Below are 23,620 nucleotides of genomic sequence, written 5' to 3'. Positions count from 1 at the left end.
AGCCAGCAAAAACTGACCAGTCCGGGGTATAAATCATAATTGGCACTGGCTTTACAAGCACCCTGTTGAGTTCTCAAAGAACAACCACACACCGATCAAAGCACCACACTCAGTGGCACCCATCACGGGGCTTTTCCACACTCCGCGCCCCGCGCTTTCAGCGCCAGGCACTTTTACTACGTTACCCGCTCGTTTCCGCCCTGTCAAACCGATATTTCGCGGTTCGTCATGCTTCAACCCGATAAAGCGGGCACCATGTCGCAACCGGCTTGAGCCGCTCTCGTCATGGATTCGGCAGGCCGGCCGTCGCGATTTCCCGCGACCCGCCCGGTGCCCTGCCGGTTCGTAACCATACCCGGTCGGTTTCGCAGCGCCAAATCCGCCTCGCGGCGTTTCTGGCGGCACCTCCCGGTTGGGGCTCCGGTGGGCGTGCCCACCCGACCCCCAGGCCGTTGGCCTGCGCTCCGGCCGCTTCAGGCTTTCGCCTGTTTCGTCCGTTCCGCGCTGGCAGAGAGAAAGTTACGCGTCCGGCGGGATGATCGTCAAATCCGCCGGACGCGTCCCCCGTCACATCGTCGACAGGTGGCTATTCGCCCAGCTCAACGCCCGCGAACGAGCGCTTCCCCCGGCGCAGCACCAGGTATCGCCCATGCAGCAGGTCGGTCGGCGACACCCCGGCGTCCACAGCGGTCACCCGGTTGTTGTTGACGTAGGCGCCGCCCTCGGCGATCACCCGCCGAGCCTCCTTGAGGCCACTCACCAGACCGGAGTCCCGCAGTAGACCCGCCACATCCGGCAATTCGCCGGTGAGGCGTACGAGGCCCGCCTCGGCGAGGGCCGCGCGCAGGGTCTCCGGCGACAGCTCGTCCAACGATCCGCGGCCGAAGAGCGCCTGACTGGCGGCGATCGCCTGTCGGGTCTCGTCGGCACCGTGCACCAGTGTGGTCAGCTCCTCGGCGAGCGCCCGCTGCGCCAGGCGGGCCGCCGGCCGCTCGGCTGTCGCCTTGGCCAGCTCTTCCAGCTCGTCGCGGGTGCGGAAGCTGAAGTACCGCAGGTAGCGGTCGACCTCCTGGTCCTCGACGTTGAGCCAGAACTGGTAGAAGGAGTACGGGCTGGTCATCGTCGGGTCGAGCCAGACAGCACCGCCCTCGCTCTTACCGAACTTCGTACCGTCGGACTTGGTGACGAGCGGCGTGGTGAAGGCCTGCACCGGCCCCGCGCCCCGTCGGCGTACGTAGTCGACGCCGGCGGTGATGTTGCCCCACTGGTCGGAGCCACCGAACTGGAGCTGACAGCCGTGCCGGCGGTGCAGCTCGAAGAAGTCGTTGGCCTGGAGCAGTTGGTAGCTGAACTCGGTGTAGCTGATGCCGGTCTCCAGCCGGGCCCGCACCACCTCCCGCGCGAGCATCTTGTTCACCGGGAAGTGTTTGCCCACGTCGCGGAGGAACTCGACGATCGACATCTCGCCGGTCCAGTCCAGGTTGTTGACCAACTGCGCCGCGTTCTCGCCGGAGTACGACACGAAGGGCGCGAGCTGATCGCGGATCCGCTCGACCCAGCCGGCGATCACCTCGGTCGGGTTGAGCGCCCGCTCGGCGCTCTCCTTCGGGTCACCGATCTGCCCCGTAGCGCCGCCGACCAGCAGCAACGGGCGATGGCCGGCGAGTTGCAGCCGGCGGGCCATGAGGACCTGCATGAGGTTGCCGACGTGCAGGCTCGCCGCGGTGGGGTCGAAGCCCACGTAGTACGTGGCGGACTTCCCACCGTCGAGCAGCTCGCGCAGCTCGTCGAGGCCGGTCGAGTCCTGTATCAGGCCACGCCAGAGCAGGTCATCGGTCAGGGAGTCCCGCCCAGACGGCGGAGGGCTGCTGTCGGTCACGGTCACCGATTCTCCCCCATCGCCGGCACCAACCCATACCGGGTTTGGCCCAACCCGCCCCGGCTAGGCTTGCGCCAGTTGATCGAGGAGGGCCTTGCCATGGAGATTCCGGACCTGACGGGCGGCTTCGTCGCCCTGCTCGGCCTCAAGTTCGAGGAGGCCAGCGCCGACCGGGTGGTCATCAGCTGGCAGGTCGGCCCGCAGCTGCACCAGCCGTTCGGCATCCAGCACGGCGGGGTGTACTGCTCGGTCGTGGAGACCGCGGCCAGCGTGGGTGGCGCCCTCTGGCTGGCCGACCGGGGCACTGTGGTCGGGGTGTCGAACCAGACCGACTTCCTGCGGGCCGTCCGGGAGGGCGAGCTGAGGGCGATCGGCACCCCGGTGCACCGGGGCCGCAGCCAGCAGCTCTGGCAGGTGGAGATCACCGACGCCGACGAGCAGCTGGTCGCCCGTGGTCAGGTCCGGCTGCAGAACCTCTCGCCCGCCTGAGCGACGGCGTTCGCCGCACCGGTCAACTGCGGGCCTCGTCCAGCACCGGCTCCGCGGGCTGGTCGGTGTCGCCGTCGCCGTCGGCTTCATCGGGTACACGGCTGAGCCGTACCTCGGTGATCGCCCGGTGGTCGATGCCGGCCACCATCAGCACCCAACCGTCGAGCGTGACGTCCTCCCCGGCGACGGTGGGGATGTGCCCGAGCCGGGCCAGCACCAGCCCGGCGACTGTCGTGTAGTCACCGGCCGGGCGCGACGGCAGCTCCACGCCGATGTCCGGCAGGTCGTGCACCGGGAAGGTGCCGGGCAGCACCAGCGCACCGTCGGGTTCACGCCGCACCGAGCGCACGTCCCGGTCGGTCTCGTCGTAGATCTCACCGACGATCTCCTCCAGGATGTCCTCCAGCGTCACGATGCCGTCGACGGCGCCGCGCTCGTCCACGACGAGCGCGATGTGCTGACGCTCGGCCTTGAACTGGCGCAGCGCCTCCACCACCGGCAGCGAGTCGGGCAGCAGCATCGGCGGTCGGGCGATCTCGTCGACCGGACGGTCGTCGGGCACACCCACCAGGTCACGCAGGTGGATCACCCCGGCCGTGTCGTCCAGGCCGCCGTGGCGCACGACCGGAGCCCGGGAGTGCCCGGTGGCGGCCAGCACGAGCCGCGCGGCCTCCGCCGTGGTCCCGCTGTCGAGCGTGAAGACCTGCAACCGGGGTACGAGGACAGCCCGCAACCGCCGGTCGGCGATCTCCACGGCACCCGCGATGATGGTGCGCTGCTCCTTGGTGAAGCCGTGGTTGCCGGCGACGATGTCGCGCAGCTCGTCCGGGCCGATCTCCTCCGGCTCGTGTTTGGGGTTGAGCCCGACCAGGCGGACCACCACGTCGCTGGTGGCGCCGAGGGCCCAGACGGCCGGCCGGGTGAGGCTGGCGAGCAGGTCGAGCGGGCGGGCCACCAGCAGCGCCCACCGCTCGGCGGACTGCATGGCGATCCGCTTGGGCGCCAGCTCGCCGAAGACCAGGGTGACGAAGGTCAGCGCGAGGGTGACCGCCACGATCGCCACCGTCTCGGCGGCGCTGCCGAAGGCCCCGAGCAGCGGCACCAGGGGTTTCGCCAGCGAGACCGCCGCGGCGGCGGAGGCCAGGAAGCCGGCGAGGGTGATGCCGATCTGGATGGTGGCCAGGAAGCGGTTCGGGTCCTTGGCGAGCCGGGCCAGCACCCGTCCGGCCCGGCTGGTGCGCTCCAGCCGCTGGATCTGGCTGTCTCGCAGCGACACCAACGCCATCTCGCTGCCCGCGAAGAGCGCGTTGATCACGACCAGGACTCCGACCAGGGCCAGTTGGCTCCCGTAGCTCTGCACGCCCGGTTCGCTCCCTCGTGGTGGTGGCACCGGCTGCCCCGCGCGGCACCCGCCGGTCGGCGAGCCCGCCCGGCGTAGGCGTGTCTTTGCCCCGTCCGGCGCCGGCCGAATCCTGCTCCGGCGAGGCTACGCCGAACCGGACGACGGTGACGCTACGCCGAGTGGGGCATCGGTGGGTCAGGCCGACTGGGGCGTTGGCGACGCCGGCAGGTCGAGGACGTACGAGTCGCCGTCCGGGCGGAAGCCGAGCCGGTGGTAGTAGGGGGCCACCATCCGGGGCGGGCTGACCACCCGGTGGAAGCCCCGTTCGGTGAACAGGTGGCTGCGCCGGTAGACGAACTCGCCCGGGGTGAAGTCCCGGAATTTCGGGGTCACGTAGTCCAGGTCGATCTGGGCGACACCGGGCGCCTCGGCGTGCGACAGCACCACGCCGACCACCTCGTCAGCGGTGACCACCAGGAACGCCGAGCGCCCCGACGCGTCCGGGTCCCAGTGGAAGCCGGGGTTGAACCGGGTGATGTCGGCGGCGTGCACCCGCAGCGTGTGCGCGAGGAACTGGTCGCCGACGCCGACCTCCACCACCTGGTAGGTCTTCTCGTCGTGCCGGGTGGCGAGCATCCCGCGCAGGTACCAGATGTTGATCACCGCGAGCACGACGTTGAGCCCGACGCCGGGCCAGACCTCGATCGCGGCGTTGTAGCCGATCAGCACGAAGCAGCCGACGAGGTTGAGCGCCCGGAGCCGCAGGATGCGCGACTGCAGCAGCGACCAGACCAGCACCGCGGAGCCGGCCCAGCCGACGAGATCCAACCAGTTCACGCCGCGAGACTAGTGCCCGCCCAGGTCAGAGGCGTCGGCGGGCAGCTCCAACAGCCACTCCTCGACGTCTTCGCCGCGGCCGTTGGCGTACCCCGAGTCTTCACCGATCACCACGAACCCGCACTTGCGGAGCACCGCGAGGGAGGCGGCGTTGTCCTTGGCGGCGCGGGCGTGCACCGGCCGGGGCAGCTCGCGCAGCAGGGCGGCCAGGGCCGACGTGGCGTGGCCCCGACCCCAACGTGCCGGGTCGATCCAGTAGCTGACCTCGATCTGGTCGCCGACCGGGAAGGCTGTCACGTAGCCGACCACCTCGCCGTCGACCTCGGCGGTGCGGACCAGGTTCTGCGGGTTGGTGAGCACCCGGGCCCAGTGTGCGGCGAACTCCCGACGGTCGGACGGGTCCTTCGGGCCGAACGCGGCCATCCGGTTGGCCTTCGGGTCCTGCTGGTGCAGGAAGAACTCGACGAGGTCGTCCTCACGGACCGGGCGCAGCAGCAGATCGGAGGTCATCGGCCGAGGGTACGTAACGGCGGTGACGACGCGCCGAGGCGTGGAGTCAGCCGACGACGGCCACGACCGCCAGCACGGCGGCGCCCAGGGAACTCGCCACCGACAGCAGTCGACGCCACGGCACCCGCGCGTCGACCACCGGCAGGGCGCGCCACCGGGTCGCCGCCAGGGCCACCCCCGCCGCCGACAGGCCGGCGCCGAGCGGCCACAGCCAGGCCGGCACCATCGACCAGTCCCCCATTCGGTGCCCCAGGCCGAGGTAGGCGAACGCCCAGACCGCCGCCGCCAGCAACGTCACCTGGTCCAGTTGGCGACGGCGGGCGGTGCCGAGAAGGGAGAGGCCGCCGAGGAAGGTGAAGGCAACCGCGAGGCCGGCGCCGATCCACGGCAGCACCATCGACGTCGCCGAGTCGGCCTCCTTCGGTGGCACCCCGAGCAGCCGCAGCCCGATCGGCTCGACGCCCTTGTCCGTGTTGCCGAGCACCACCACCGCCCGCCCGGTCGCCCGTTCGAGGCCGACGTAGGACCGGAAACCGCCGGTAGCGCCGTTGTGCCAGACGATCTCGCGGTCGCCGTGCCGGGTGGTGAACCAGCCGTACCCGATGCGGGTGTCGTCGTCCTCGCGGAAACGGGCGGTGGCGGCGTCGGCACCGGGTGCGGTGCCGGCGAGAGTCGCGGCGAGCAACCTGCCCAGATCCTCGGCCGTCGACCAGGGGCCGGCGCCGGCCGGGGCGTAGCCGGCTCCTGCCCACGGGTCGAGCGGCCGGCCGCCGGCCCGGCTGCCCTGGGCGCGATCGGCCGGCAGGTCGTCGATGCGGGTGGCGACAGTGGTGGCCGTCATGTCGAGCGGCCGTAGCAGCCGGTCGTGCAGCAACTCGGGGTACGCGACGCCGGCCTTCGCGGCGAGCGCGTGGCCGAGCACGGACGGCCCGAGGTTGGAGTAGTGGACCTCGCCGCGCTCGTCGTCGTCGGTGTCGACCCGGTCGGTGGCGCTGCGAACGGCGTCGACGCCCTGCCCGGCGTAGGGGTTTGCGCCGGAGACGTTGGACCAGAGGATGCGTGCCCACCCCAGGGGGGAGCCGGGGGCCAGCCGGGGCAGGCCGGCGCGGTGGCTGGCGAGTTCGGCGAGCGTGACGTCGCGGGCGGGGCCGGTGATCTCGGGCCAGGTGGCGCCGAGCCGGTCGTCCGGGCCGACGACACCGGCGGCGACCTGGTCGGCGAGGAGCATGCCGGTTAACGCCTTGGTGACCGAGCCGATCTCGAACGGGGTGCCCGGCTCCACGGGTCGACCGGCGAGGTCCCGGTCACCCAGTCCGGCGGTGCGGATCCGGCCGTTCTCGACCAGGGCGACGGCGAGCCCGCGCAGCCCTGACTGGTCGGGCGTGGCCGAACGGGCGGCGGCGGCCAGGTCGCGGTCGCCGGTGCTCTGCCCGCCGAGTCGGGGCACCCGGGGCATCAACGCCACCCCGACCAGGCCGACGATCAGCGCGACGGCGAGGACGGTGACTGTCGTCCGGCGCATGGTGGTTCCTCCGTGGGGTCGTCGGATGGGCGGCCGGGCCGCGTCTGGTCAGCGGCCGGCGGCGGTGAGGATGGCCAGCAACGGCACCACGCGTTCGGCGGGGACCGCGTACCGGCCTCGGCCGGCGCTGCGCAGCCAACCGGCGGCGGTGATCTGGCGCAGGTGGTGATGCAGTTGGCCGGTGGTGCCCAACTCCTCGATCTCGGCCAGCTCGCTGGTGCTCTGCCGGCCGCCGAGGATCTCCCGCAGGAGCCGCAGCCGCACCGGGTGGGCCAACGCGGAGAGGGTGCTGGGCAGGTCCGTCCAGTCGGCGGCGAGCAGGTCGTCGACGGTGCGGCCGTACTGCCAGTCGTAGTGCTGGCCAGCGACGCGAACGGTGCCGGTGTAGAGCACCGCGCCCGACCCGTCGGGTGGCAGGCGCTGCTTGAGGCCGTCGAGTGCCCAGAAGGTGCCCTCTGGCGCGGGTGGTGGCGGCGCGGCGGCGGGCCGCTCGCTCAACGCGGCAACCTGTGCCTCCAGCGCGGCGAGCCGATCTTCCACGGAGTCCATGCGTCGATACTACGAACATACGTAATTACGTGCAAGTGTCGGACGCCGCGAGTCCGGAACCGGCGCGTCCGGCCCTTACGGTGCGGCCGAGCGGTCGACAATGGCCTGACCGACCCAGGGAGCGCCGATGAACCGACCTGTCGTGGTGGGCGTGGACGGATCGCCGTCCAGCCTCGTCGCCGCCGAACACGCGGCGCGGGCCGCCGTGCTCCGGTCTCGACCGCTGCTCCTGGTACACGGGTACCTGCATCCGTCCGGCTACGGCGTGCCGCTCAACCCGTACGACATCGGGGTGCCCCCGCCCTCCGCGGAGGCGCAGCAGATGCTGGAGCGCACGGCGGCCGAGCTGACCGACCGGTGGCCCGGCCTCGCCGCCGAGGTGCGTCAGGTCCTCGGGGGCCCGGGGGCCACCATGATCGAGGAGTCCCGCCGGGCGGAGCTGGTGGTGGTGGGCAGCCGTGGTCTGGGCGGGTTCACCGGGCTGCTGCTCGGCTCGGTCGGCGCGCAGGTGGCCGCGCACGCCCACTGCCCGGTGCTGGTGGTCCGCCCGGACGAGCAGCCGATCCCGGTGGACGGCCCGGTGCTGGTCGGCGTGGACGGGTCCGAGTCGTCCCGGCTCGCCGTGGGCCTGGGCGCCGACGAGGCGGCGCTGCGGGACGTGCCGCTGGTGCTGGTGCACGTCGGTCCTGCGGACGGGGCCCGGACGGTGCCGGAGGAGATCGAGGAGTCGCATGCCGCGTACCAGGCCGACGTGGTGCGACTCCTGGCCGGCGCTTCCGCCGTGGTGCGCGCCGAACACCCCGACCTGGTGGTGCGCGAGCATCCGGTCCGGGCGGCCGGCGCGGCCCAGGGGCTCATCGAGGCCAGCGGCACGGCGGCGCTGCTGGTCGTGGGCACCCGGGGCCGGGCCGGTTTCACCGGTCTGTTGCTCGGGTCGGTCAGTCAGGCGGCGATCCAGCACGCGCACTGCCCGGTGCTGGTCGCCCACCCGGTCAGCTGACCGGCGCTCCGTCGCCTCGGCCGAGCATCTGCAGGAAGTCGGTGGTGAGGGCGAACGGATCGGCCGGCCCGGTGGCCGGCGGCCGCCGCTCGATCTGGTCGGCCAACTCCCCGGCGGCGCGCCGGATCCGGGCGCGCAACGCGCCGTCGGCGGTGCCGTCGGACCAGTCCTCCGGAGCGGCGAAGACCGCCGTCGGGACGACCACCGACCGAAGGTAGGCGAACATCGGGCGGACGGCGTGCTCCAGTGCCAACGAGTGCCGGGCGGTGCCGCCGGTCGCGCCGATCAGCACCGGCCGGTCGACGAGCGACTCGGAATCCAACACGTCGAAGAAGGACTTGAACAGCCCGTTGTACGAGGCGCTGAAGATCGGGGTGACGGCGATGAGCCCGTCCGCCCCGGTCACCGTGTCGACGACCTCGCGCAGCGCTGCCGGCGCGAACCCGGTGAGCATGTTGTTCACCACGTCGTGGGCGTACTCGCGCAGGTCGACGACGTGCAGCTGCACGTCGGAGCCGCGCCGGACCAACTCGTCGCGGGTGGCCGCGGCGAGCTGGTCGGCGAGCAGCCGGGTCGACGAGGGCTGACTCAGCCCCGCCGAGATCACGGCCAGGGTGCGGTGGGTCATCGGGTCGCCCCCTCCGGTGCCTTGCCCGTCACGTCGTCGACGGCGTGCACTGTGCTGTCCTTGCCGCCGCCCGCGGCGGCGACCAGCGAGGCGTGCGTCGGCGCCGCCGGCACGTGCGCCGGACGTCTCGCGGCGAACTCCTTGCGCAGCACCGGCACGACCTCCTCGCCGAGCAGGTCCAGCTGCTCCAGCACGGTCTTCAGCGGCAACCCGGCGTGGTCCATCAGGAACAGCTGCCGCTGGTAGTCACCGACGTACTCCCGGAAGCCGAGCGTACGGTCGATGACCTGCTGCGGGCTGCCCACGGTCAGCGGGGTCTCCCGGGTGAAGTCCTCCAGCGACGGCCCGTGCCCGTAGACCGGGGCGTTGTCGAAGTAGGGCCGGAACTCCCGGACCGCGTCCTGCGAGTTGCGGCGCATGAACACCTGCCCACCGAGGCCGACGATGGCCTGGTCGGCGGAGCCGTGGCCGTAGTGCGCGTACCGCTGGCGGTAGAGCGCGATCATCCGCTGGGTGTGCTCCTTGGGCCAGAAGATGTGGTTGGCGAAGAAGCCGTCACCGTAGTAGGCGGCCTGCTCGGCGATCTCCGGGCTGCGGATCGAGCCGTGCCAGACGAACGGGGGCACGCCGTCGAGCGGGCGCGGCGTCGAGGTGAACGACTGCAGTGGGGTGCGGTACTTGCCCTTCCAGTCGACCACGTCCTCGCGCCACAGCCGGTGCAGCAGGTCGTAGTTCTCGATGGCCAGGGGGATGCCGGCGCGGATGTCCTTGCCGAACCAGGGGTAGACCGGGCCGGTGTTGCCGCGGCCCATCATGAGGTCCACCCGGCCGTCGGAGAGGTGCTGGAGCATCGCGTAGTCCTCGGCGATCTTCACCGGGTCGTTCGTGGTGATCAGCGTGGTGGCGGTGGACAGCAGCAGCCGCTCGGTACGCGCCGCGATGTACCCGAGCATGGTGGTAGGTGACGACGGCACGAACGGCGGGTTGTGGTGCTCGCCGGTGGCGAAGACATCCAGGCCGACCTCCTCGGCCTTCAACGCGATGGCGACCATCGCCTTGATCCGCTCACGCTCGGTCGGCTCCCGACCGGTGGTCGGATCGACCGTGACGTCACCGACGGTGAAGATTCCGAACTGCATGACCAGCTCCTCGCGTGTCAACCGGATGCCGTCGTGGTACCCGGACGCAGCTCACAACTTATTTGACGACGCAACTATTCCGTCGGCGGTACGCCTCGCAGTGGCGCCGGTCACGCCCCTGACCGGACAACGGGTCGCAGAACGGTCAGCCGCCCGCGACCGACGGCAGCACCTGCACCTCCGCGCCGTCCTTGACGGGGGTGGCCAGGCCACCGGAGTGCCGACAGTCTTCCCCGTCGACGAAGACGTTGACGTAGCGGCGCAGCTCACCACGCTCGTCGCGGATGCGCCGGCCCAGCCGGGGGTGCGCGACGGCCATCTCGTCGAGGATCGCCCGCAGCGTCCCGGCGGCGGTGACGGTCAGCCGACTCGCGCCCCCGGCCTCGCCGCGCAGCGGGCCGGGCAGCAGCACGGTGACCACGCTCAGACCTCCGCGGCGCGGACGCAGAGCACGTCGGGCAGGTGCGCCGCGATCAGGGACCAGGAGTCACCCTCGTCGCGGCTGGCGAAGACCGAGCCGGAGCGGGTGCCGAAATAGACCCCACCGGGGCTGGCGTCGTCGGCGCACATCGCGTCGCGCAGCACCGCCGGATAGAACGGGCCCTCGGGCAGCCCCACCGACAGCGGCTCCCACTTGCCGCCGGCGTCGACGGAACGGAACACCCGGCAGCGGTGGTCGGTCGGGAACCGCTCGCCGTCGGCCACCAACGGGAAGGTCCACACCGTGCCGCCGCGCCCCGGGTGGGCCACCATCGGGAAGCCGAAGTCGCTGGGCAGCCCGTCGGCGATCGAGGACCAGGTGCGCCCGTCGTCGTCGGAACGGTAGACGCCGTGGTGGTTCTGCGCGTACAGCCGCTCGGGGTTGGCCGCGTCCCGGGCGACCTTGTGCACGCACTGGCCGAACTCCGGCCACTCGTCGGGCATGAAGTAGGCGCGGATGCCGGTGTTGCCCGGCGCCCAGCTCGCGCCCGCGTCCTCCGAGCGGTAGACCCCACCGGTGGACATGGCGACCAGCAGCCGAGCCGGGTCACGCGGGTGAGGCAGCACCGTGTGCACGGCCTGACCACCGAAGCCGCCCTCCCACTGCGGGCGGTGCGGATGGTCCCAGAGGGAACGGACCAGCTCGAAGCTGCGGCCACCGTCGCTGGACCTGAACAACGCCGAGGGCTCGGTGCCGGCCCAGACCACGTCCGGCTCGTCGGGGCCGGCCGGCGTCAACTGCCACACCCGGCCGAGGGAGACGCCGGTGTCGGCTGGAAACGCGACCGGCGCCTGGTCGGGCTCGTCCCAGGAAGCGCCGAGGTCGTCGCTGGTGGCGACGCTGGGGCCGAAGTGGGAGCTGGTCATGCCGGCGAGCAGCCGCGGGGTGGAACGTCGGGTGTCGACGGCGACCGCGTAGACACCCGTCATCGGAAAGTGCGGACCAGTGATCTCCCAATTGCGCCGCTCGTCGGTGCTGGTGGCGAGAAACAATCCCTTGGCTGTGCCGATCGCGAGCAGTGTCGCCATGACGTCCTCCGAACCGTCGGTGAGCAGGTCCGGTGATTATGGCCACACCCTCCGACAACCCCCGCCGCCCACACGCCGCAGGTCGGTCAGCTTCGGACGCGCGGCACGTGCCGGCGGTACGCGCTGACCGTCGGGTCGCCGTCCAGCCAGAACCGCCAAGGCAGATCGTGCGCGCCGGTCACCCCGACCCGGGGACCCGCCACCACCGTCTCCGGCGGCACCGGATCGGCCGGCGGCCGCAGACGGACCGGGCCGTCGCCGAGCAGGTCCGCCCCGTACGCCTCACGGTCGATGCCGAGCGCGGAGCAGAGCCGGGCGGGCCCGCGGGCCAGATCCACCTCCCGCCGGACGGCCGGCCGGCGCTCCCGTGCCGTGGCCAGCCCGTCGACCACCGCGCCGGCGCGCAGCAGCACGGCGGAAGCCTCTCCCTCGACCCCGGTGACCACGTTCACGCACCAGTGCATGCCGTAGGTGAAGTAGACGTAGGCGTGCCCGGCGGGGCCGAACATCACGGCGTTGCGCGGGGTGCGGCCCCGATGGGCGTGCGAGGCGGGATCGCCGCCACTGCCCGCGTACGCCTCGACCTCGGTGATCCGGACGGTGACCCCGCCGGCGTACAGCCGGCAGCCCAGCAGCCCCCGCGCCGCCGGCAGCACCGGACCGGCGAGCAGGTCCGCCAGCGCCGCCAGGTCGGTGTCGGTGCTGCGGTCACCGGACGACAGGGCCATGACTCCGACCGTACCCATCCCGGTTCCCCGGCACCCGGCCGGGCGCGCCGACCACTGAGCGGCGGCCCGAACAAGACTCACGTCGCACACCAGACAGTCGGCCGAACAGTGAAACCGGACCCTCGGCTCGGGAGTGTTCCCGATGTCGTCGCACGGGGCGACGACATCACGGGAGGAATTCACCATGACCGTACGGAGCATCCGGCTACCACTGATCGCCACCGGCCTGATCGCGGCAGCCGCGACCCTGGCCTTCACCCCGTCGGCCAGCGCGAGCGTCCCGCTGCGGGCCGCGGCGCAGGCTGACAACGCGGCGCTGCCCACGATCGCGGTCGGCGCAACGGGCAAGATCGAGGCGAACGGCGCGGCGGCGATCGTGCCGGTCACCGTGACCTGCTCGAAGGCCCTCGAGTTCGACGTCACGGTCAAGGTCGCGCAGGCGGTCGGCCAGACGATGCGCGCGGGCACGACGGTTCGGAGGGTCACCTGCGCGGAGGGCACCCAGGAGGTGCGGGTCGCGGTGATCCCGGTCGAGCGTCCGTTCGCAGCGGGCGTCGCGTTCGGTGTGGTGACCGCGAGCCCCTGTGACCCGTACTGCACGCCCATCTTCGGCGAGCGCCAGTTCAACCTGGTGCGCTGAGGCGTCGCCCGGCGGCACGGCATCCCCGTGCCGCCGGGCTTCAACAATCTGTTGACAATTATGCGTTCATAGGATGTGCTCGGGGTATGACGACCGAGGACATCTTCACCGCGCCGGACCCGGGCCGAGCCCGCACCCACCGCACCCACGAGGCGTTACAGCGGATCAGCGAGCGGCACGCCGGCACCGACACCCGGCGGGGCCGGTGGGCCCACCCGTACGTGCTCGACCCGTGGGAGGCGGTCGCCCTGGTCACCGCGCTGGCCGCCGGCGGGGCCGAGCGCGAACCCGCTGAGGAGCCGATCGACGCCGCCGACCTGACCGCCGCGCTGACCCTGTTGCCCCACGTCCGCGCCGAACTGGACGCACTGGAGGCCGGCCTGCTGACGCTGGCCCGCGACCGGGGGCTGACCTGGCAGGCGATCGCGTACGGGCTGGGGTTGGGCAGCGCGCAGGCGGCCCGGCAGCGCTACGAGCGGGTCGCCGCCCGCTCGGCCGAGCAGACCTCCTGACGACCGCTCCGGTCGGACCGGCACGGCGCGTGTGCCACAGCAGTCGGGCGGGCAGACTGTGCGCACGACGAGGAGGCACCCATGGAGCGCGCGGAGATGCTGGCGTACTGCCTGGCCAAGCCGGGAGCGTGGCTGGACCAGCCGTGGGAGGGCGACGAGGTGGTGAAGGTGGGCAGCCGGATCTTCGCGTTCCTCGGCAGCGACAGCGGCAAGCCGACAGTCGGCATCAAGTGCGGGGCGACCCGGGAGGCGGCCGACGAGTGGCTGCACCGGCACCCCGACGACGCCAGCGTGATGGCCTACATCGGCCGGTCCGGGTGGAACACGCTGCGCCTCAACGGCGGGATCGACGACGACGAGCTGACCGAGGCTGTCGACTCGTCGTACGACATGGTGGTGGCCAAGCTCCCCAGGCGGGAGCGCCCGACGGCCTGAACCGCCGCGGCGCCGGCGGCAGGCGCCGACGCCACGGCACGGCTCAGCGCGGAACGACCCGCTCGGTGGCCCACTCCCGCCAGCCGGCCAGCCGGTCCGCCGCGGCGGCGAGCTGGTCGGCGACCGGGCCGGGGCCGGTGGAACCAGGGGTGGTCCGGGCCGCGAGAGCCGAACGGACCGAGAGCACGTCGCGCACCGACGGGTCGAGGTGCCCGCTGATCGTGGCCAGGTCCTCGTCGGAGACGTCGTTGAGCTCGCACTCCCGAGCAGCGCAGAGCGCCACCAACTGGCCGGTGATCTCGTGCGCGTCGCGGAACGGCACATTGCGTCGGACCAGCCAGTCGGCGACCTCGGTGGCGAGGGAGAAGCCGACCGGGGCGGCGGCGACGAGGCGGTCCACCCGGACCGTCATCGTGGAGATCATTCCCGCCAGGGCCGGAAGCAGCAGCTCCAGGGTGTCGACCGCGTCGAAGGCCGGCTCCTTGTCCTCCTGCATGTCCCGGTCGTAGGTCATCGGCAGGCCCTTGAGCATGGTGAGCACTGTCATCAGGCCGCCGACCAGACGCCCGGACTTGCCCCGGGCCAGCTCGGCGATGTCCGCGTTCTTCTTCTGCGGCATGATCGACGAGCCGGTGGCGAAGGAGTCGTCCAGCTCCACCCAGCCGAACTCGTGCGAGGTCCAGAGCACCACCTCCTCGCCGAGCCGGGACAGGTGCACCCCGATCAGGGCGGTGGTGAAGAGGAACTCGGCCACGAAGTCCCGGTCGGCGACGGCGTCCATCGAGTTGGCGAACGACGTACGGAAGCCCAACTCCTTGGCCACCGCCACCGGGTCCAGTGGGAGCCCCGAACCGGCGAGGGCGCCCGCGCCGAGCGGGCTGATCGCCGCCCGGTGGTCCCAGTCGCGCAGCCGTTCGAGGTCGCGCAGCAGCGGCTGCACGTGGGCGAGCAGCCAGTGCCCGAAGGTGACCGGCTGGGCGTGCTGGAGGTGGGTCATGCCCGGCGCGGCGGTGTCGATGTGCCGCTCGGCCTGCTCGACCAGCGCCTCCGCCAACTCGACCAGGCGGCTGGCCACGCCCCGGGCGTGGTCGCGCAGGTAGAGCCGCAGGTCGGTGGCGACCTGGTCGTTGCGGGACCGGCCGGCGCGCAGCTTGCCACCGAGGCTGCCGAGACGCTCCAGCAGACCGCGCTCCAGCGCGGTGTGCACGTCCTCGTCGTCGATGGTGGGGCGGAACGTTCCGGAGGCGCAGGCGGCCTCCAGGTCGTCCAGCGCGGCCAGCATCCGGCCCAGTTCCTCCGGATCGAGCAGGCCGGCGCCGGCCAGGACCCGGGCGTGCGCCCGCGAACCGGCGATGTCGTACGGGGCCAGGCGCCAGTCGAACTGCACGCTCACCGACAGTCGGGCGAGCGCCTCGGCGGGGCCGCCCGCGAACCGGCCGCCCCAGAGGCTCGTCCGGTTGGTGGCGGCGCTGTTCTCGGTCAGGCTCTTGTCGTCCACGTCGCCCATCATTGCGTTGGTTGCCTTTCGGTCGCGACTGCGGGGCCCGCTTGCCGCGTTTGATCAGTCTTCGCGCTCACACGTGTCACTGTCCGCCACTACCCAACCGGGCGTCCCGAGCCGCGGCCATCCGGCTCGGCAGCCCCCACAGCTGCACGAAGCCCTTCGCCAGGGACTGGTCGAAGGTGTCGCCGGTGTCGTAGGTGGCCATCTGGAAGTCGTAGAGGCTCGCCTCGGAGCGCCGGCCGGTCACAGTGGCCCGGCCGCCGTGCAGGATCATCCGCACCTCGCCGCTCACGTGCCGCTGCGCGTCGTCGATGAACGCGTCCAGCGACGCCTTCAGCGGCGAGAACCACAGACCGTCGTAGACGAGTTCGCCCCAGCGCTGATCGACGCCCTTCTTGAACCGGGCCAGGTCCCGCTCGACGGTCACCGCCTCCAGCTCCTGGTGGGCGGTGATCAGGGCGATCGCGCCGGGCGCCTCGTACACCTCGCGGCTCTTGATGCCGACCAGGCGGTCCTCGACCATGTCGAGCCGGCCCACGCCCTGGGCGCCGGCGCGCCGGTTGAGCTCCAGGATCGCCTGGTACGGGGTGACCGTCTCACCGTCGATCGCCACCGGCACACCGCCGTCGAAGGTGATCACGACCTCGTCGGGGTCGCGCTCCTGGGTCGGGTCGGAGGTGTACGAGTAGAGGTCCTCGACGGGGGCGTTCCAGATGTCCTCCAGGAAGCCGGTCTCCACCGCGCGACCCCACAGGTTCTGGTCGATGGAGTACGGCGACCTGGCCGACACGTCGATCGGCAGCCCCTTCTCCTCGGCGAAGGCGATCGCCTTGTCCCGGGTCCAGGCGAAGTCCCGGGCCGGCGCGATGATCTTCAGGTCGGGGGCGAGCGCGTTCAGGCCCACCTCGAACCGGACCTGGTCGTTGCCCTTGCCGGTGCAGCCGTGCGACACGATGGTGCCGCCGTGCGTGCGCGCCGCCGCCACCAGATGCTTGACGATCAGCGGCCGGGACAGCGCCGACACCAGTGGGTAGCGGTCCATGTAGAGCGCGTTGGCCCGGATCGCCGGCAGGCAGTAGTCGGCGGCGAACTCGTCGCGCGCGTCCACCACCTCGGACTCGGCGGCGCCGCAGTCCAGGGCACGCTGCCGGATGGCGTCGAGATCCTCACCGCCCTGCCCGACGTCGACAGCGACCGCGATCACCTCGGCGCCGGTCTGCTCCGACAGGTACGGAATGGCGACGGAGGTGTCCAACCCGCCGGAGTACGCGAGCACGACCCGCTCGGTCATGACGTGGTGTTCCCTTCAGCGGTGTCGTCCCGGCGGGCCCAACCGGCGAGCTTGTCTCCGAGCGCGGCCCCGCCGACGGCCTCACGGGCCACGACGAGGATGGTGTCGTCGCCGGCGATGGTGCCGACGATCTCGGGCAGGCCCGCCCGGTCCAACGCGCTGGCCAGGTACTGGGCTGCGCCCGGCGGTGTCCGCAGCACGGCGATGTTGCCGCTGGAGTCGACCCCGTTGAGAAGTTCGCGCAGCAGCCGTACCAACCGGGCCGGCGCGGCCTCGGCGTCGCGCAACGGCCGCTGCCCGTCCTCGGGGATCAGGTAGACGGCCGGACCGTCGCCGCCGCGCACCTTGACCGCGCCCAACTCCTCCAGGTCCCGCGAGAGGGTGGCCTGGGTGACGCCGACGCCGTCGGCGGCGAGCAGGTCCGCCAGCTCGGTCTGCGAACGGATCGGCCGGTCGCGGATCAGCTCCACGATCCGGGCGTGCCGGGCCGCGCGAGTTAGCGGCGCGGTCATCGCGGCCCTCCGGTGGCGGCATCGCCGGTCGGAGGTTCCAGCAGGAACGTCAGCAGCGCCTTCTGGGCGTGCAGCCGGTTCTCCGCCTGGTCGAAGACCGCGCTCTGCGGGCCGTCGAGCACGTCGTCGGTGATCTCCTCACCGCGGTGTGCGGGCAGGCAGTGCAGCACGATCGCGTCCGGTGCGGCCTGACCGAGCAGCTCCTTGTTGACCTGGTACGGCAGGAACGGGGTGATCCGGTCCAACCCGTCGGACTCCTGCCCCATCGAGGTCCAGGTGTCGGTGGCCAGCACGTCGGCGTCGCGTACCGCCTGGGCCGGGTCGGTCAGCACCCGCACCGACCCGCCGGTCTCCGCGGCGATCTCAGCGGCCCGTCGCACCACCGCCTCGTCCGGCGCGAACCCGGCTGGGCCGGCGATCCGCACGTGCATCCCGGCCGTCGCCCCGGCCAGCAGGTACGACTGCGCCATGTTGTTCGCGCCGTCCCCCACGTACGCCAGGGTGCGCCCGGCCGTGCCACCGCACCGCTCCCGGATGGTGAGCAGGTCGGCCAGCAGCTGGCACGGGTGGAAACCGTCGGTGAGCGCGTTGACCACCGGCACGGTCGCGCCCGCAGCAACCTCGGCGATCCGCTCGTCACCATGGGTCCGCAGCACGATCGCCGCGACGTAGCGGGACAGCACCCGCCCCGCGTCGGCGAGCGACTCCCCGCGACCGAAGTGGGTGACCTGCGTGTCCACCACCAGAGGGTGCCCGCCCAGCTCGGCGATCCCGGCGTCGAACGAGATCCTGGTCCGCAGGCTCTGCTTGTCGAAGAGCACCGCCACCGAGCGGGGGCCGACCAGCGGCCGGTGGCCGAACCGGTCCGCCTTCATGCCCGCCGCCAAGTCGAGGACAGCGGACTGTTCGGCCGGCGAGAGGTCGTCGTCGCGCAGGAAGTGCCGGGTCATCGAGTCGTCCCCGTCGTGGTGGTCAGTGTGGCTGGTGCGGTCTGCGCGCCGGCAGCGGCCGGGGCGGTCGCGTCCAGTGCTGCGGGCAGCGCCGCGAGGAAGGTGTCCGCCTGGGCGGCGGTGAGGATCAGCGGTGGGGCCAGCCGGATCACACCCGGCTGCACCGGGTTGACCAGGAAGCCGGCTTCCCGCAGCGCCTCGGCCAGCACCGACGACACCGGCGCGGTGAGCGCCACACCGAGCAGCAGCCCGGACCCGCGTACCTCGCCGATCAGCGGGTGGCCCAGCGCCTCGATGCCGCGCCGCAACCGCTCGCCGACCCGCTTGACGTTGTCGAGCAGGCCCTCGTTGGCAATGGTCGCCACCACGGCGAGCGCCGCCGCGCAACTGACCGGGTTGCCACCGAACGTGGTGCCGTGCGACCCGGGCGTGAGCAGGTCCGCGGCGGGGCCGAAGGCCAGCGTCGCACCGATGGGCAGACCGCCCCCCAGCCCCTTGGCCAGGGTGACCACGTCCGGTTCCACACCCTCGGCCTGGTGCGCGAACCAGTGCCCGGTACGCCCGACACCGGTCTGCACCTCGTCGAGGACCAGCAGCGCGCCGTGCCGGGCGGTGATCCGCCGGGCCTCGGCGAGGTAGCCGGCCGGCGGGACCAGCACGCCGTTCTCCCCCTGGATCGGTTCCAGGATCACCATGGCGGTCGCCTCGGAGACGGCCGCTTCGAGGGCGGCGACATCGCCGTAGTCGACGTGGGTCACCTCGCCGGGCAGCGGCCGGAACGGGTCGGCCTTGGCCGGTTGACCGGTCAGCGCGAGGGCGCCCATGGTGCGGCCGTGGAAGCCGCCCCTGGTGGCCACCACCTGGGTGCGGCCGGTGCGCCGGGAGAGCTTGAACGCCGCCTCGTTCGCCTCCGCGCCCGAGTTGGCGAAGAACACCCGGCCCGGTCGGCCGGCGAGCGCCAACAGCAGTTCGGCGAGGGCCACCGGCGGCTCGGCCACATAGAGGTTGGAGACGTGCCCAAGGGTCGCGACCTGCTTCGACACCGCCGCCACCACCGCCGGGTGGGCGTGACCGAGGGCGTTGACCGCGATACCACCCACCAGGTCCAGGTACTCCCGGCCCGCGTCGTCGACCACGACGGCGCCCTGACCGGAGACCAACGCCATCGGCGGCGTGCCGTAGTTGTCCATCATGGACTGCTTCCACCGCTGCGCCAACGTGCTCATGTCGCGTCCGTCCCGTCTCCCGGCACCACCATCGTTCCGAACCCTTCCGAGGTGAACACCTCAAGCAACGTGGAGTGCGCCACCCGGCCGTCGACGACGTGCGCGGCGGGCACTCCCCCACGCACCGCTCGCAGGCACGCCTCCATCTTCGGCACCATGCCCGACTCCAGGCTGGGCAGCAGCTTCGCCAGATCGTCCGCGGCGATCTCGGAGACCAGGCTGCTGGTGTCCGGCCAGTCCGCGTACAGGCCGGCCACGTCGGTGAGCACGACCAGCTTGCGGGCCCGCAACGCAATGGCCAGCGCGGCGGCGGCGGTGTCCGCGTTGAGGTTGTGCAGCACCCCCTCCACGTCCGGCGCCACCGTGGAGATCACCGGAATCCGACCCGCCTCGATCAGGTCGGTCACCGCGGACACGTCGACCGACTCGACGTCCCCGACCTGACCCACGTCGACCGGCACCCCATCCACGTACGCCGGACGCCGCACCGCTGTGAACAGCCGGGCGTCCTCGCCGGAGAGGCCGACGGCGTACGGGCCGTGCGAGTTGATCAGACCCACCAGCTCCCGGCCCACCTGACCGACCAGCACCATCCGGACCACGTCCATCGCCTCGGCGGTGGTCACCCGCAGACCACCCCGGAACTCGCTGGCGATGCCGAGGCGACCCAGCATGGCGGAGATCTGCGGACCGCCGCCGTGCACCACCACCGGCTTCAGGCCGGCGTAGCGCAGGAAGACCATGTCGGCCGCGAACGCCCGCTGCAACTCCGGATCGGTCATCGCGTTGCCGCCGTACTTGACCACGACCGTCGAGCCGGTGAAGCGCGCCAACCAGGGCAACGCCTCGATCAACGTCTCCGCCTTGACCTGGGCACGAGCCAGATCGCTGCTCAGGCTCACCGCACCGGCCTTTCGTTCGCGACTACGGCACTCCGCTGCGCCGCGTTCCTCGCGCTCACGTGGAGTACGCCGAGTTCTCGTGGACGTACGCGTGGGACAAATCGTTGGTCCAGATCGTGGCGGCCGACGTACCCGCGTGCAGGTCGATCCGGATGGTCACGTCCCGCCCGGCCAGGTCGACCTTCGAGCGGTCCTCGGCGGCGGCGCCGCCCCGGCACACCCACACCCCGTTGACCGCCACGTCCACCTCGTCCGGCTCGAACGCGGCAGCGGTGGTGCCGACGGCGGCGAGGATCCGACCCCAGTTCGGGTCGTTGCCGAACAACGCCGTCTTGACCAGGTTGTTACGGGCCACCGCACGGCCCACCTCGACCGCCTCGTCCTCGTCCGCCGCGCCGACCACGTCGATGGTGATCTGCTTGGTGGCGCCCTCGGCGTCGGCCACCAACTGCTGGGCCAGGTCGTGACAGGCCGCGGTGACGGCGGCGGCCAGCTCGCCCGGCGTCGGCTCGATGCCGCTCGCACCGCTGGCCAGCAACAGCACCGTGTCGTTGGTGGACATGCAGCCGTCGGAGTCGACCCGGTCGAAGCTGACCCGGGTGGCCGCCCGCAACGCCTCGTCCAACGTCGCCGGACCGGCCACCGCGTCGGTGGTCAACACGCAGAGCATGGTGGCCATCCCGGGCGCGAGCATCCCCGCGCCCTTGGCCATGCCGCCGACCGTCCAGCCGCTCCCCCGGGTCACAATGGTCTTCGGCCGGGTGTCCGTGGTCATGATCGCCTCGGCGGCGGCCGGGCCACCGTCGCGGGACAGCCGACGGATCGCCGAGCGGACGCCCGGCAGCAGCTTCGGCATCGGCAGCCGCTCACCGATGAGGCCGGTCGAGCAGACCGCCACATCACCGGCGCCGAGGATCAACCGAGGGCTGACCGAGGTCAGCGCGGCGGCGGTGTGCTCGGCGGTGGCGTGCGTGTCCTGGAAGCCGGCCGGACCGGTGCAGGCGTTGGCGCCACCGGAGTTGAGCACCACGGCGCGGACCACACCGCCCTGCACGACCTGCTGGGTCCAGAGCACCGGCGCGGCCCTGACCCGGTTGGTGGTGAAGACACCGGCGACACCGGCGTCCGGGCCGTCGTTGACCACCAGGGCCACGTCCGCGCCGCCGCCGGTCTTGAGGCCGGCGGCCACACCGGCCGCCCGGAACCCCCGAGGGGCGGTGACACTCAAGGGGTGACCCCCCAGATCGACAGGCCCGTCGTCTCCGGCAGGCCAAGCATCAGGTTGGCGTTCTGCACGGCCTGACCGGCCGCGCCCTTGCCCAGGTTGTCCAACGCGCTGACCACGATCAGACGACCCGAGTCGACGTCGACGGTGGCCTGCAGGTGACACGAGTTGGAGCCGAGGGTCGCGGCCGTGTGCGGCCACCGGCCCTCCGGCAGCACGTGCACGAACGACGCGTCCGCGTACGCCCGGGCCAGCACCTCCTGCGGGTCAACGCCGCGCGCCGGCGCCGCGGTGACGGTGGCCAGGATGCCGCGCGGCATCGGCGCCAGGACCGGGGTGAACGACAGCCCGGTCGCGCCGGTGGCCTGCTTGATTTCCGGGACGTGCTGGTGGGTGCCCACCCGGTACGGCGACAGGTCGCCCATCACCTCGCTGGCCAACAGGTGCGCCTTGGCGGCCCGGCCGGCGCCGGAGGTGCCGGAGGCGGCGACCACCACCACGTCGGCGGGGTTGGCCGCGCCGTCGGCGATCAGCGGCGCGAGCGCCAAAGTGATCGCGGCGGCGTAGCAACCGGTGTTCGCCACCCGGGTGGAGCCGGCGATCAGCTCCCGCTGACCGGGCAACTCGGGCAGGCCGTAGGTCCACTGCCCGGCGTGCGTGCCGCCGTAGTACTGCGCCCAGGCGTACGGGTCGGCCAGCCGGTGGTCGGCACCCAGGTCGACGATCCGCACCTCGGCTGGGAGCTGGGCCGCGAGAGCCGCCGACTGGCCGTGCGGCAGGGCGAGGAACACCAGGTCCGCATCGGCCAGGATCGCCGGATCGGTCTCGCCCAGCACCAGGTCGAGCCCGGTGAGCTGCGGGTGCACCACGTCGACGCGGTGCCCGGCCTGGCTGTGCGCGGTGGCGGCGACCAGGTCGAACTCCGGGTGCCCGGCGATCAGGCGCAGCAGCTCGCCCCCGGCGTACCCGCTCGCTCCGGCGACCGCGACTCGGATCCCCATACTCACCTCCGCATGACTATGCAGCGAAGGTTAACAGCGGCCCACTGCCCACTGCAACTTAATACAGCAGGCTGCATGGTAATGTGCCTCTATTCCAGCGGCCCACCCGGCCCGGCCCGCTCGGGTGGGCGCGGACGTGGCCGGCGGCTCCTCGCGGGTCCTATGTAACCATCCTGGCCAAGACCTGGGTCGACGCCGGATTCAAGAACCGCGTCGTCGAACACGGCGCCCACCTCGGCGTCGACGTCGAGATCATCACCAAAGACCCGCGGGTCAAGGGCTTCAGCGTGGTCAAACGCCGATCGGTCGTCGAACGCACCCTCGGCTGGCTCATGCACCACCGCCGACTCGTCCGCGACTACGAAGCCCGATCCGTTACTTGAGGATCTCCAGCAGCCGATTTCCCAAAACTGCGGCGGAGTGCGGATTCTGTCCAGTGACCAGGTTGCGGTCCTCCACCATGTACGGCTCCCAGATCGGGCCGCGGCTGTACTGGACGCCGACTTTCTCCTTCAGGTCCGTCTCCAGCAGCCACGTCACCCTGGGGGCCAGCCCGACGGCCTCCTCCTCCTCATTCGTGAAGCCGGTGACCTTGTAGCCCTTGAAGGGCGAAACGCCGTGGATCCTGGTGGCCAGCATGGCTGCGGGCGCATGGCAGACGATCGCCAGCGGGTTGCCCGATTCGAGCTGGGCGGTCAGCAGCCGGCCCGCGTCGGCGTCGAACGCGAGGTCGGACATCGGGCCGTGCCCGCCGGGCAGGTAGACCGCGTCGTAGTCCTCCAGGCGGACGTCGGACAGCTTGAGCGGCCGCCGCATGACCTCCGCATCCCGGATGATCGCTTCCAGATCGAGGGCTGCCTGCTCGCCGCCCACCATCGAGGGGCGCAGGCTCATCATGTCGACGTTCGGGGTGGTCCCGCCCGGCGTCGCGACCACGACCTCGTGGCCGGCGTCGGTGAGCAACTTGTACGGGTTTGCGAACTCCTCGGCCCAATAGCCGGTCGCATACCTGCTGCCGTCCTTGAGCACCCAGTACGTCGCTCCGCTCACTATGAACAGGACTTTCGCCATCGCCCAATCGCCTCCTCATCCCATTTGGCCTGCTGGATGGGAGTAACCATTCTCAGCGTCGACACGCATCCGCCCCGATGAACGCGTCTGGCCGCTCCGCGGTGGCTTCCCGCCCGGTCCGCTGGACCGCCCTGGGCAGCGTGCCAGCGGATCCCACTGCGCGCCGGTTTGGTCCGGCTATGGCAGGGTATGTCCGGAGCGGTTGACAGCGATCGACGG

Annotated in this window: 25 protein-coding genes and 1 pseudogene; 6 read left to right on the top strand and 20 right to left on the bottom strand. The window is 71.8% G+C overall.

The features are described 5' to 3' along the window. Positions 1–586 precede the first annotated feature (586 nt). A complete protein-coding gene (tyrS, locus tag ACFYPG_RS20715) occupies positions 587–1,879 on the bottom strand; it encodes a tyrosine--tRNA ligase (protein ID WP_355009238.1) in 1,293 nt (430 codons plus the stop codon). Between the two features lie 99 nt (positions 1,880–1,978). Between tyrS and ACFYPG_RS20710 the strand changes: the two genes are divergently transcribed. Further along, entirely contained in the window at positions 1,979–2,368 is a 390-nt protein-coding gene (locus tag ACFYPG_RS20710) for a PaaI family thioesterase (protein WP_355009142.1), read from the top strand. Positions 2,369–2,390: 22 nt separating this feature from the next. Here ACFYPG_RS20710 and ACFYPG_RS20705 read toward each other — a convergent pair whose 3' ends face one another. The 5 genes from ACFYPG_RS20705 to ACFYPG_RS20685 all read right to left on the bottom strand — a co-directional run bounded on the left by ACFYPG_RS20705 (position 2,391) and on the right by ACFYPG_RS20685 (position 7,128). Further along, on the bottom strand, positions 2,391–3,728 hold the full coding sequence (locus tag ACFYPG_RS20705) for a hemolysin family protein (RefSeq protein ID WP_387353424.1): 1,338 nt from the start codon (positions 3,726–3,728) through the stop codon (positions 2,391–2,393). Positions 3,729–3,905: 177 nt separating this feature from the next. Continuing rightward, entirely contained in the window at positions 3,906–4,547 is a 642-nt protein-coding gene (locus ACFYPG_RS20700; protein WP_355009144.1) for a hypothetical protein, read from the bottom strand. 9 nt (positions 4,548–4,556) lie between these two features. After that, positions 4,557–5,057 (bottom strand): GNAT family N-acetyltransferase, encoded by a 501-nt coding sequence (locus ACFYPG_RS20695; protein ID WP_387353423.1) that lies wholly within the window; start codon positions 5,055–5,057, stop codon positions 4,557–4,559. 46 nt (positions 5,058–5,103) lie between these two features. Then, a complete protein-coding gene (locus ACFYPG_RS20690; protein WP_387353421.1) occupies positions 5,104–6,579 on the bottom strand; it encodes a serine hydrolase domain-containing protein in 1,476 nt (491 codons plus the stop codon). 48 nt (positions 6,580–6,627) lie between these two features. Further along, positions 6,628–7,128 carry an ArsR/SmtB family transcription factor gene (locus ACFYPG_RS20685; protein ID WP_387353419.1) on the bottom strand — a complete coding sequence of 167 codons (501 nt, stop codon included), beginning with the start codon at positions 7,126–7,128 and terminating at the stop codon, positions 6,628–6,630. A 127-nt stretch (positions 7,129–7,255) separates the two neighbouring features. On the opposite strand from ACFYPG_RS20685, the gene ACFYPG_RS20680 reads away from it, so the two are divergent. After that, the gene (locus ACFYPG_RS20680; RefSeq protein WP_387353417.1) at positions 7,256–8,128 is read left to right on the top strand and encodes a universal stress protein; all 873 of its coding nucleotides are present in this window, start codon (positions 7,256–7,258) and stop codon (positions 8,126–8,128) included. On the opposite strand, the gene ACFYPG_RS20675 is transcribed toward ACFYPG_RS20680, so the two are convergent. The 5 genes from ACFYPG_RS20675 to ACFYPG_RS20655 all read right to left on the bottom strand — a co-directional run bounded on the left by ACFYPG_RS20675 (position 8,121) and on the right by ACFYPG_RS20655 (position 12,132). Beyond that, positions 8,121–8,756, bottom strand: coding sequence for an FMN reductase (locus ACFYPG_RS20675; protein WP_355009149.1), 636 nt, complete (start codon positions 8,754–8,756; stop codon positions 8,121–8,123). The two genes, ACFYPG_RS20680 and ACFYPG_RS20675, sit on opposite strands and share 8 nt — an antisense overlap. Then, positions 8,753–9,895 carry an LLM class flavin-dependent oxidoreductase gene (locus ACFYPG_RS20670; protein ID WP_387353415.1) on the bottom strand — a complete coding sequence of 381 codons (1,143 nt, stop codon included), beginning with the start codon at positions 9,893–9,895 and terminating at the stop codon, positions 8,753–8,755. The genes ACFYPG_RS20675 and ACFYPG_RS20670 overlap by 4 nt, the downstream gene beginning before the upstream one ends. Before the next feature lie 145 nt (positions 9,896–10,040). Next, positions 10,041–10,316 (bottom strand): ubiquitin-like small modifier protein 1, encoded by a 276-nt coding sequence (locus ACFYPG_RS20665; protein WP_355009151.1) that lies wholly within the window; start codon positions 10,314–10,316, stop codon positions 10,041–10,043. 2 nt (positions 10,317–10,318) lie between these two features. After that, on the bottom strand, positions 10,319–11,404 hold the full coding sequence (locus ACFYPG_RS20660) for a WD40/YVTN/BNR-like repeat-containing protein (RefSeq protein ID WP_387353413.1): 1,086 nt from the start codon (positions 11,402–11,404) through the stop codon (positions 10,319–10,321). Positions 11,405–11,490: 86 nt separating this feature from the next. Further along, positions 11,491–12,132 (bottom strand): DNA-3-methyladenine glycosylase, encoded by a 642-nt coding sequence (locus tag ACFYPG_RS20655; RefSeq protein ID WP_355009153.1) that lies wholly within the window; start codon positions 12,130–12,132, stop codon positions 11,491–11,493. Positions 12,133–12,316: 184 nt separating this feature from the next. Here ACFYPG_RS20655 and ACFYPG_RS20650 point away from each other — a divergent pair, with 184 nt between their 5' ends. The 3 genes from ACFYPG_RS20650 to ACFYPG_RS20640 all read left to right on the top strand — a co-directional run bounded on the left by ACFYPG_RS20650 (position 12,317) and on the right by ACFYPG_RS20640 (position 13,719). After that, a complete protein-coding gene (locus tag ACFYPG_RS20650) occupies positions 12,317–12,772 on the top strand; it encodes a hypothetical protein (RefSeq protein ID WP_355009154.1) in 456 nt (151 codons plus the stop codon). Positions 12,773–12,858: 86 nt separating this feature from the next. Next, positions 12,859–13,284, top strand: coding sequence for a DNA-binding protein (locus ACFYPG_RS20645; RefSeq protein ID WP_387353411.1), 426 nt, complete (start codon positions 12,859–12,861; stop codon positions 13,282–13,284). A gap of 81 nt (positions 13,285–13,365) precedes the next feature. Next, on the top strand, positions 13,366–13,719 hold the full coding sequence (locus tag ACFYPG_RS20640; RefSeq protein WP_387353409.1) for an MmcQ/YjbR family DNA-binding protein: 354 nt from the start codon (positions 13,366–13,368) through the stop codon (positions 13,717–13,719). A gap of 43 nt (positions 13,720–13,762) precedes the next feature. Here ACFYPG_RS20640 and argH read toward each other — a convergent pair whose 3' ends face one another. The 8 genes from argH to argC form a co-directional block, all read right to left on the bottom strand. Next, complete coding sequence (gene argH, locus ACFYPG_RS20635; RefSeq protein WP_357201303.1) at positions 13,763–15,226, bottom strand: argininosuccinate lyase; 1,464 nt, start codon at positions 15,224–15,226, stop codon at positions 13,763–13,765. Positions 15,227–15,302: 76 nt separating this feature from the next. Further along, positions 15,303–16,514 carry an argininosuccinate synthase gene (locus ACFYPG_RS20630; protein ID WP_355009158.1) on the bottom strand — a complete coding sequence of 404 codons (1,212 nt, stop codon included), beginning with the start codon at positions 16,512–16,514 and terminating at the stop codon, positions 15,303–15,305. Further along, positions 16,511–17,026 carry an arginine repressor gene (locus ACFYPG_RS20625; RefSeq protein WP_355009159.1) on the bottom strand — a complete coding sequence of 172 codons (516 nt, stop codon included), beginning with the start codon at positions 17,024–17,026 and terminating at the stop codon, positions 16,511–16,513. The genes ACFYPG_RS20630 and ACFYPG_RS20625 overlap by 4 nt, the downstream gene beginning before the upstream one ends. Then, the gene (argF, locus tag ACFYPG_RS20620; RefSeq protein WP_355009160.1) at positions 17,023–17,976 is read right to left on the bottom strand and encodes an ornithine carbamoyltransferase; all 954 of its coding nucleotides are present in this window, start codon (positions 17,974–17,976) and stop codon (positions 17,023–17,025) included. The genes ACFYPG_RS20625 and argF overlap by 4 nt, the downstream gene beginning before the upstream one ends. Then, positions 17,973–19,202, bottom strand: coding sequence for an acetylornithine transaminase (locus ACFYPG_RS20615; protein WP_387353406.1), 1,230 nt, complete (start codon positions 19,200–19,202; stop codon positions 17,973–17,975). The genes argF and ACFYPG_RS20615 overlap by 4 nt, the downstream gene beginning before the upstream one ends. Further along, entirely contained in the window at positions 19,199–20,104 is a 906-nt protein-coding gene (argB, locus tag ACFYPG_RS20610) for an acetylglutamate kinase (protein WP_355009162.1), read from the bottom strand. Before argB ends, ACFYPG_RS20615 begins: the two co-directional genes overlap by 4 nt. A 55-nt stretch (positions 20,105–20,159) precedes the next feature. Next, the gene (argJ, locus tag ACFYPG_RS20605; RefSeq protein WP_387353404.1) at positions 20,160–21,332 is read right to left on the bottom strand and encodes a bifunctional glutamate N-acetyltransferase/amino-acid acetyltransferase ArgJ; all 1,173 of its coding nucleotides are present in this window, start codon (positions 21,330–21,332) and stop codon (positions 20,160–20,162) included. Next, entirely contained in the window at positions 21,329–22,330 is a 1,002-nt protein-coding gene (gene argC / locus ACFYPG_RS20600; RefSeq protein ID WP_387353402.1) for an N-acetyl-gamma-glutamyl-phosphate reductase, read from the bottom strand. The genes argJ and argC overlap by 4 nt, the downstream gene beginning before the upstream one ends. A 158-nt stretch (positions 22,331–22,488) precedes the next feature. Here argC and ACFYPG_RS20595 point away from each other — a divergent pair. Further along, positions 22,489–22,695: pseudogene (locus tag ACFYPG_RS20595) on the top strand (IS5/IS1182 family transposase); the annotation flags it as partial. A gap of 10 nt (positions 22,696–22,705) precedes the next feature. On the opposite strand, the gene ACFYPG_RS20590 reads toward ACFYPG_RS20595, so the two are convergent. Further along, the gene (locus ACFYPG_RS20590) at positions 22,706–23,401 is read right to left on the bottom strand and encodes a type 1 glutamine amidotransferase domain-containing protein (RefSeq protein WP_387353400.1); all 696 of its coding nucleotides are present in this window, start codon (positions 23,399–23,401) and stop codon (positions 22,706–22,708) included. Between the last annotated feature and the right edge of the window lie 219 nt (positions 23,402–23,620).

Source organism: Micromonospora sp. NPDC005553 (genome assembly GCF_042871765.1).
Taxonomy (GTDB): domain Bacteria; phylum Actinomycetota; class Actinomycetes; order Mycobacteriales; family Micromonosporaceae; genus Micromonospora.
This window is presented reverse-complemented; position numbering and strand designations above follow the sequence as displayed.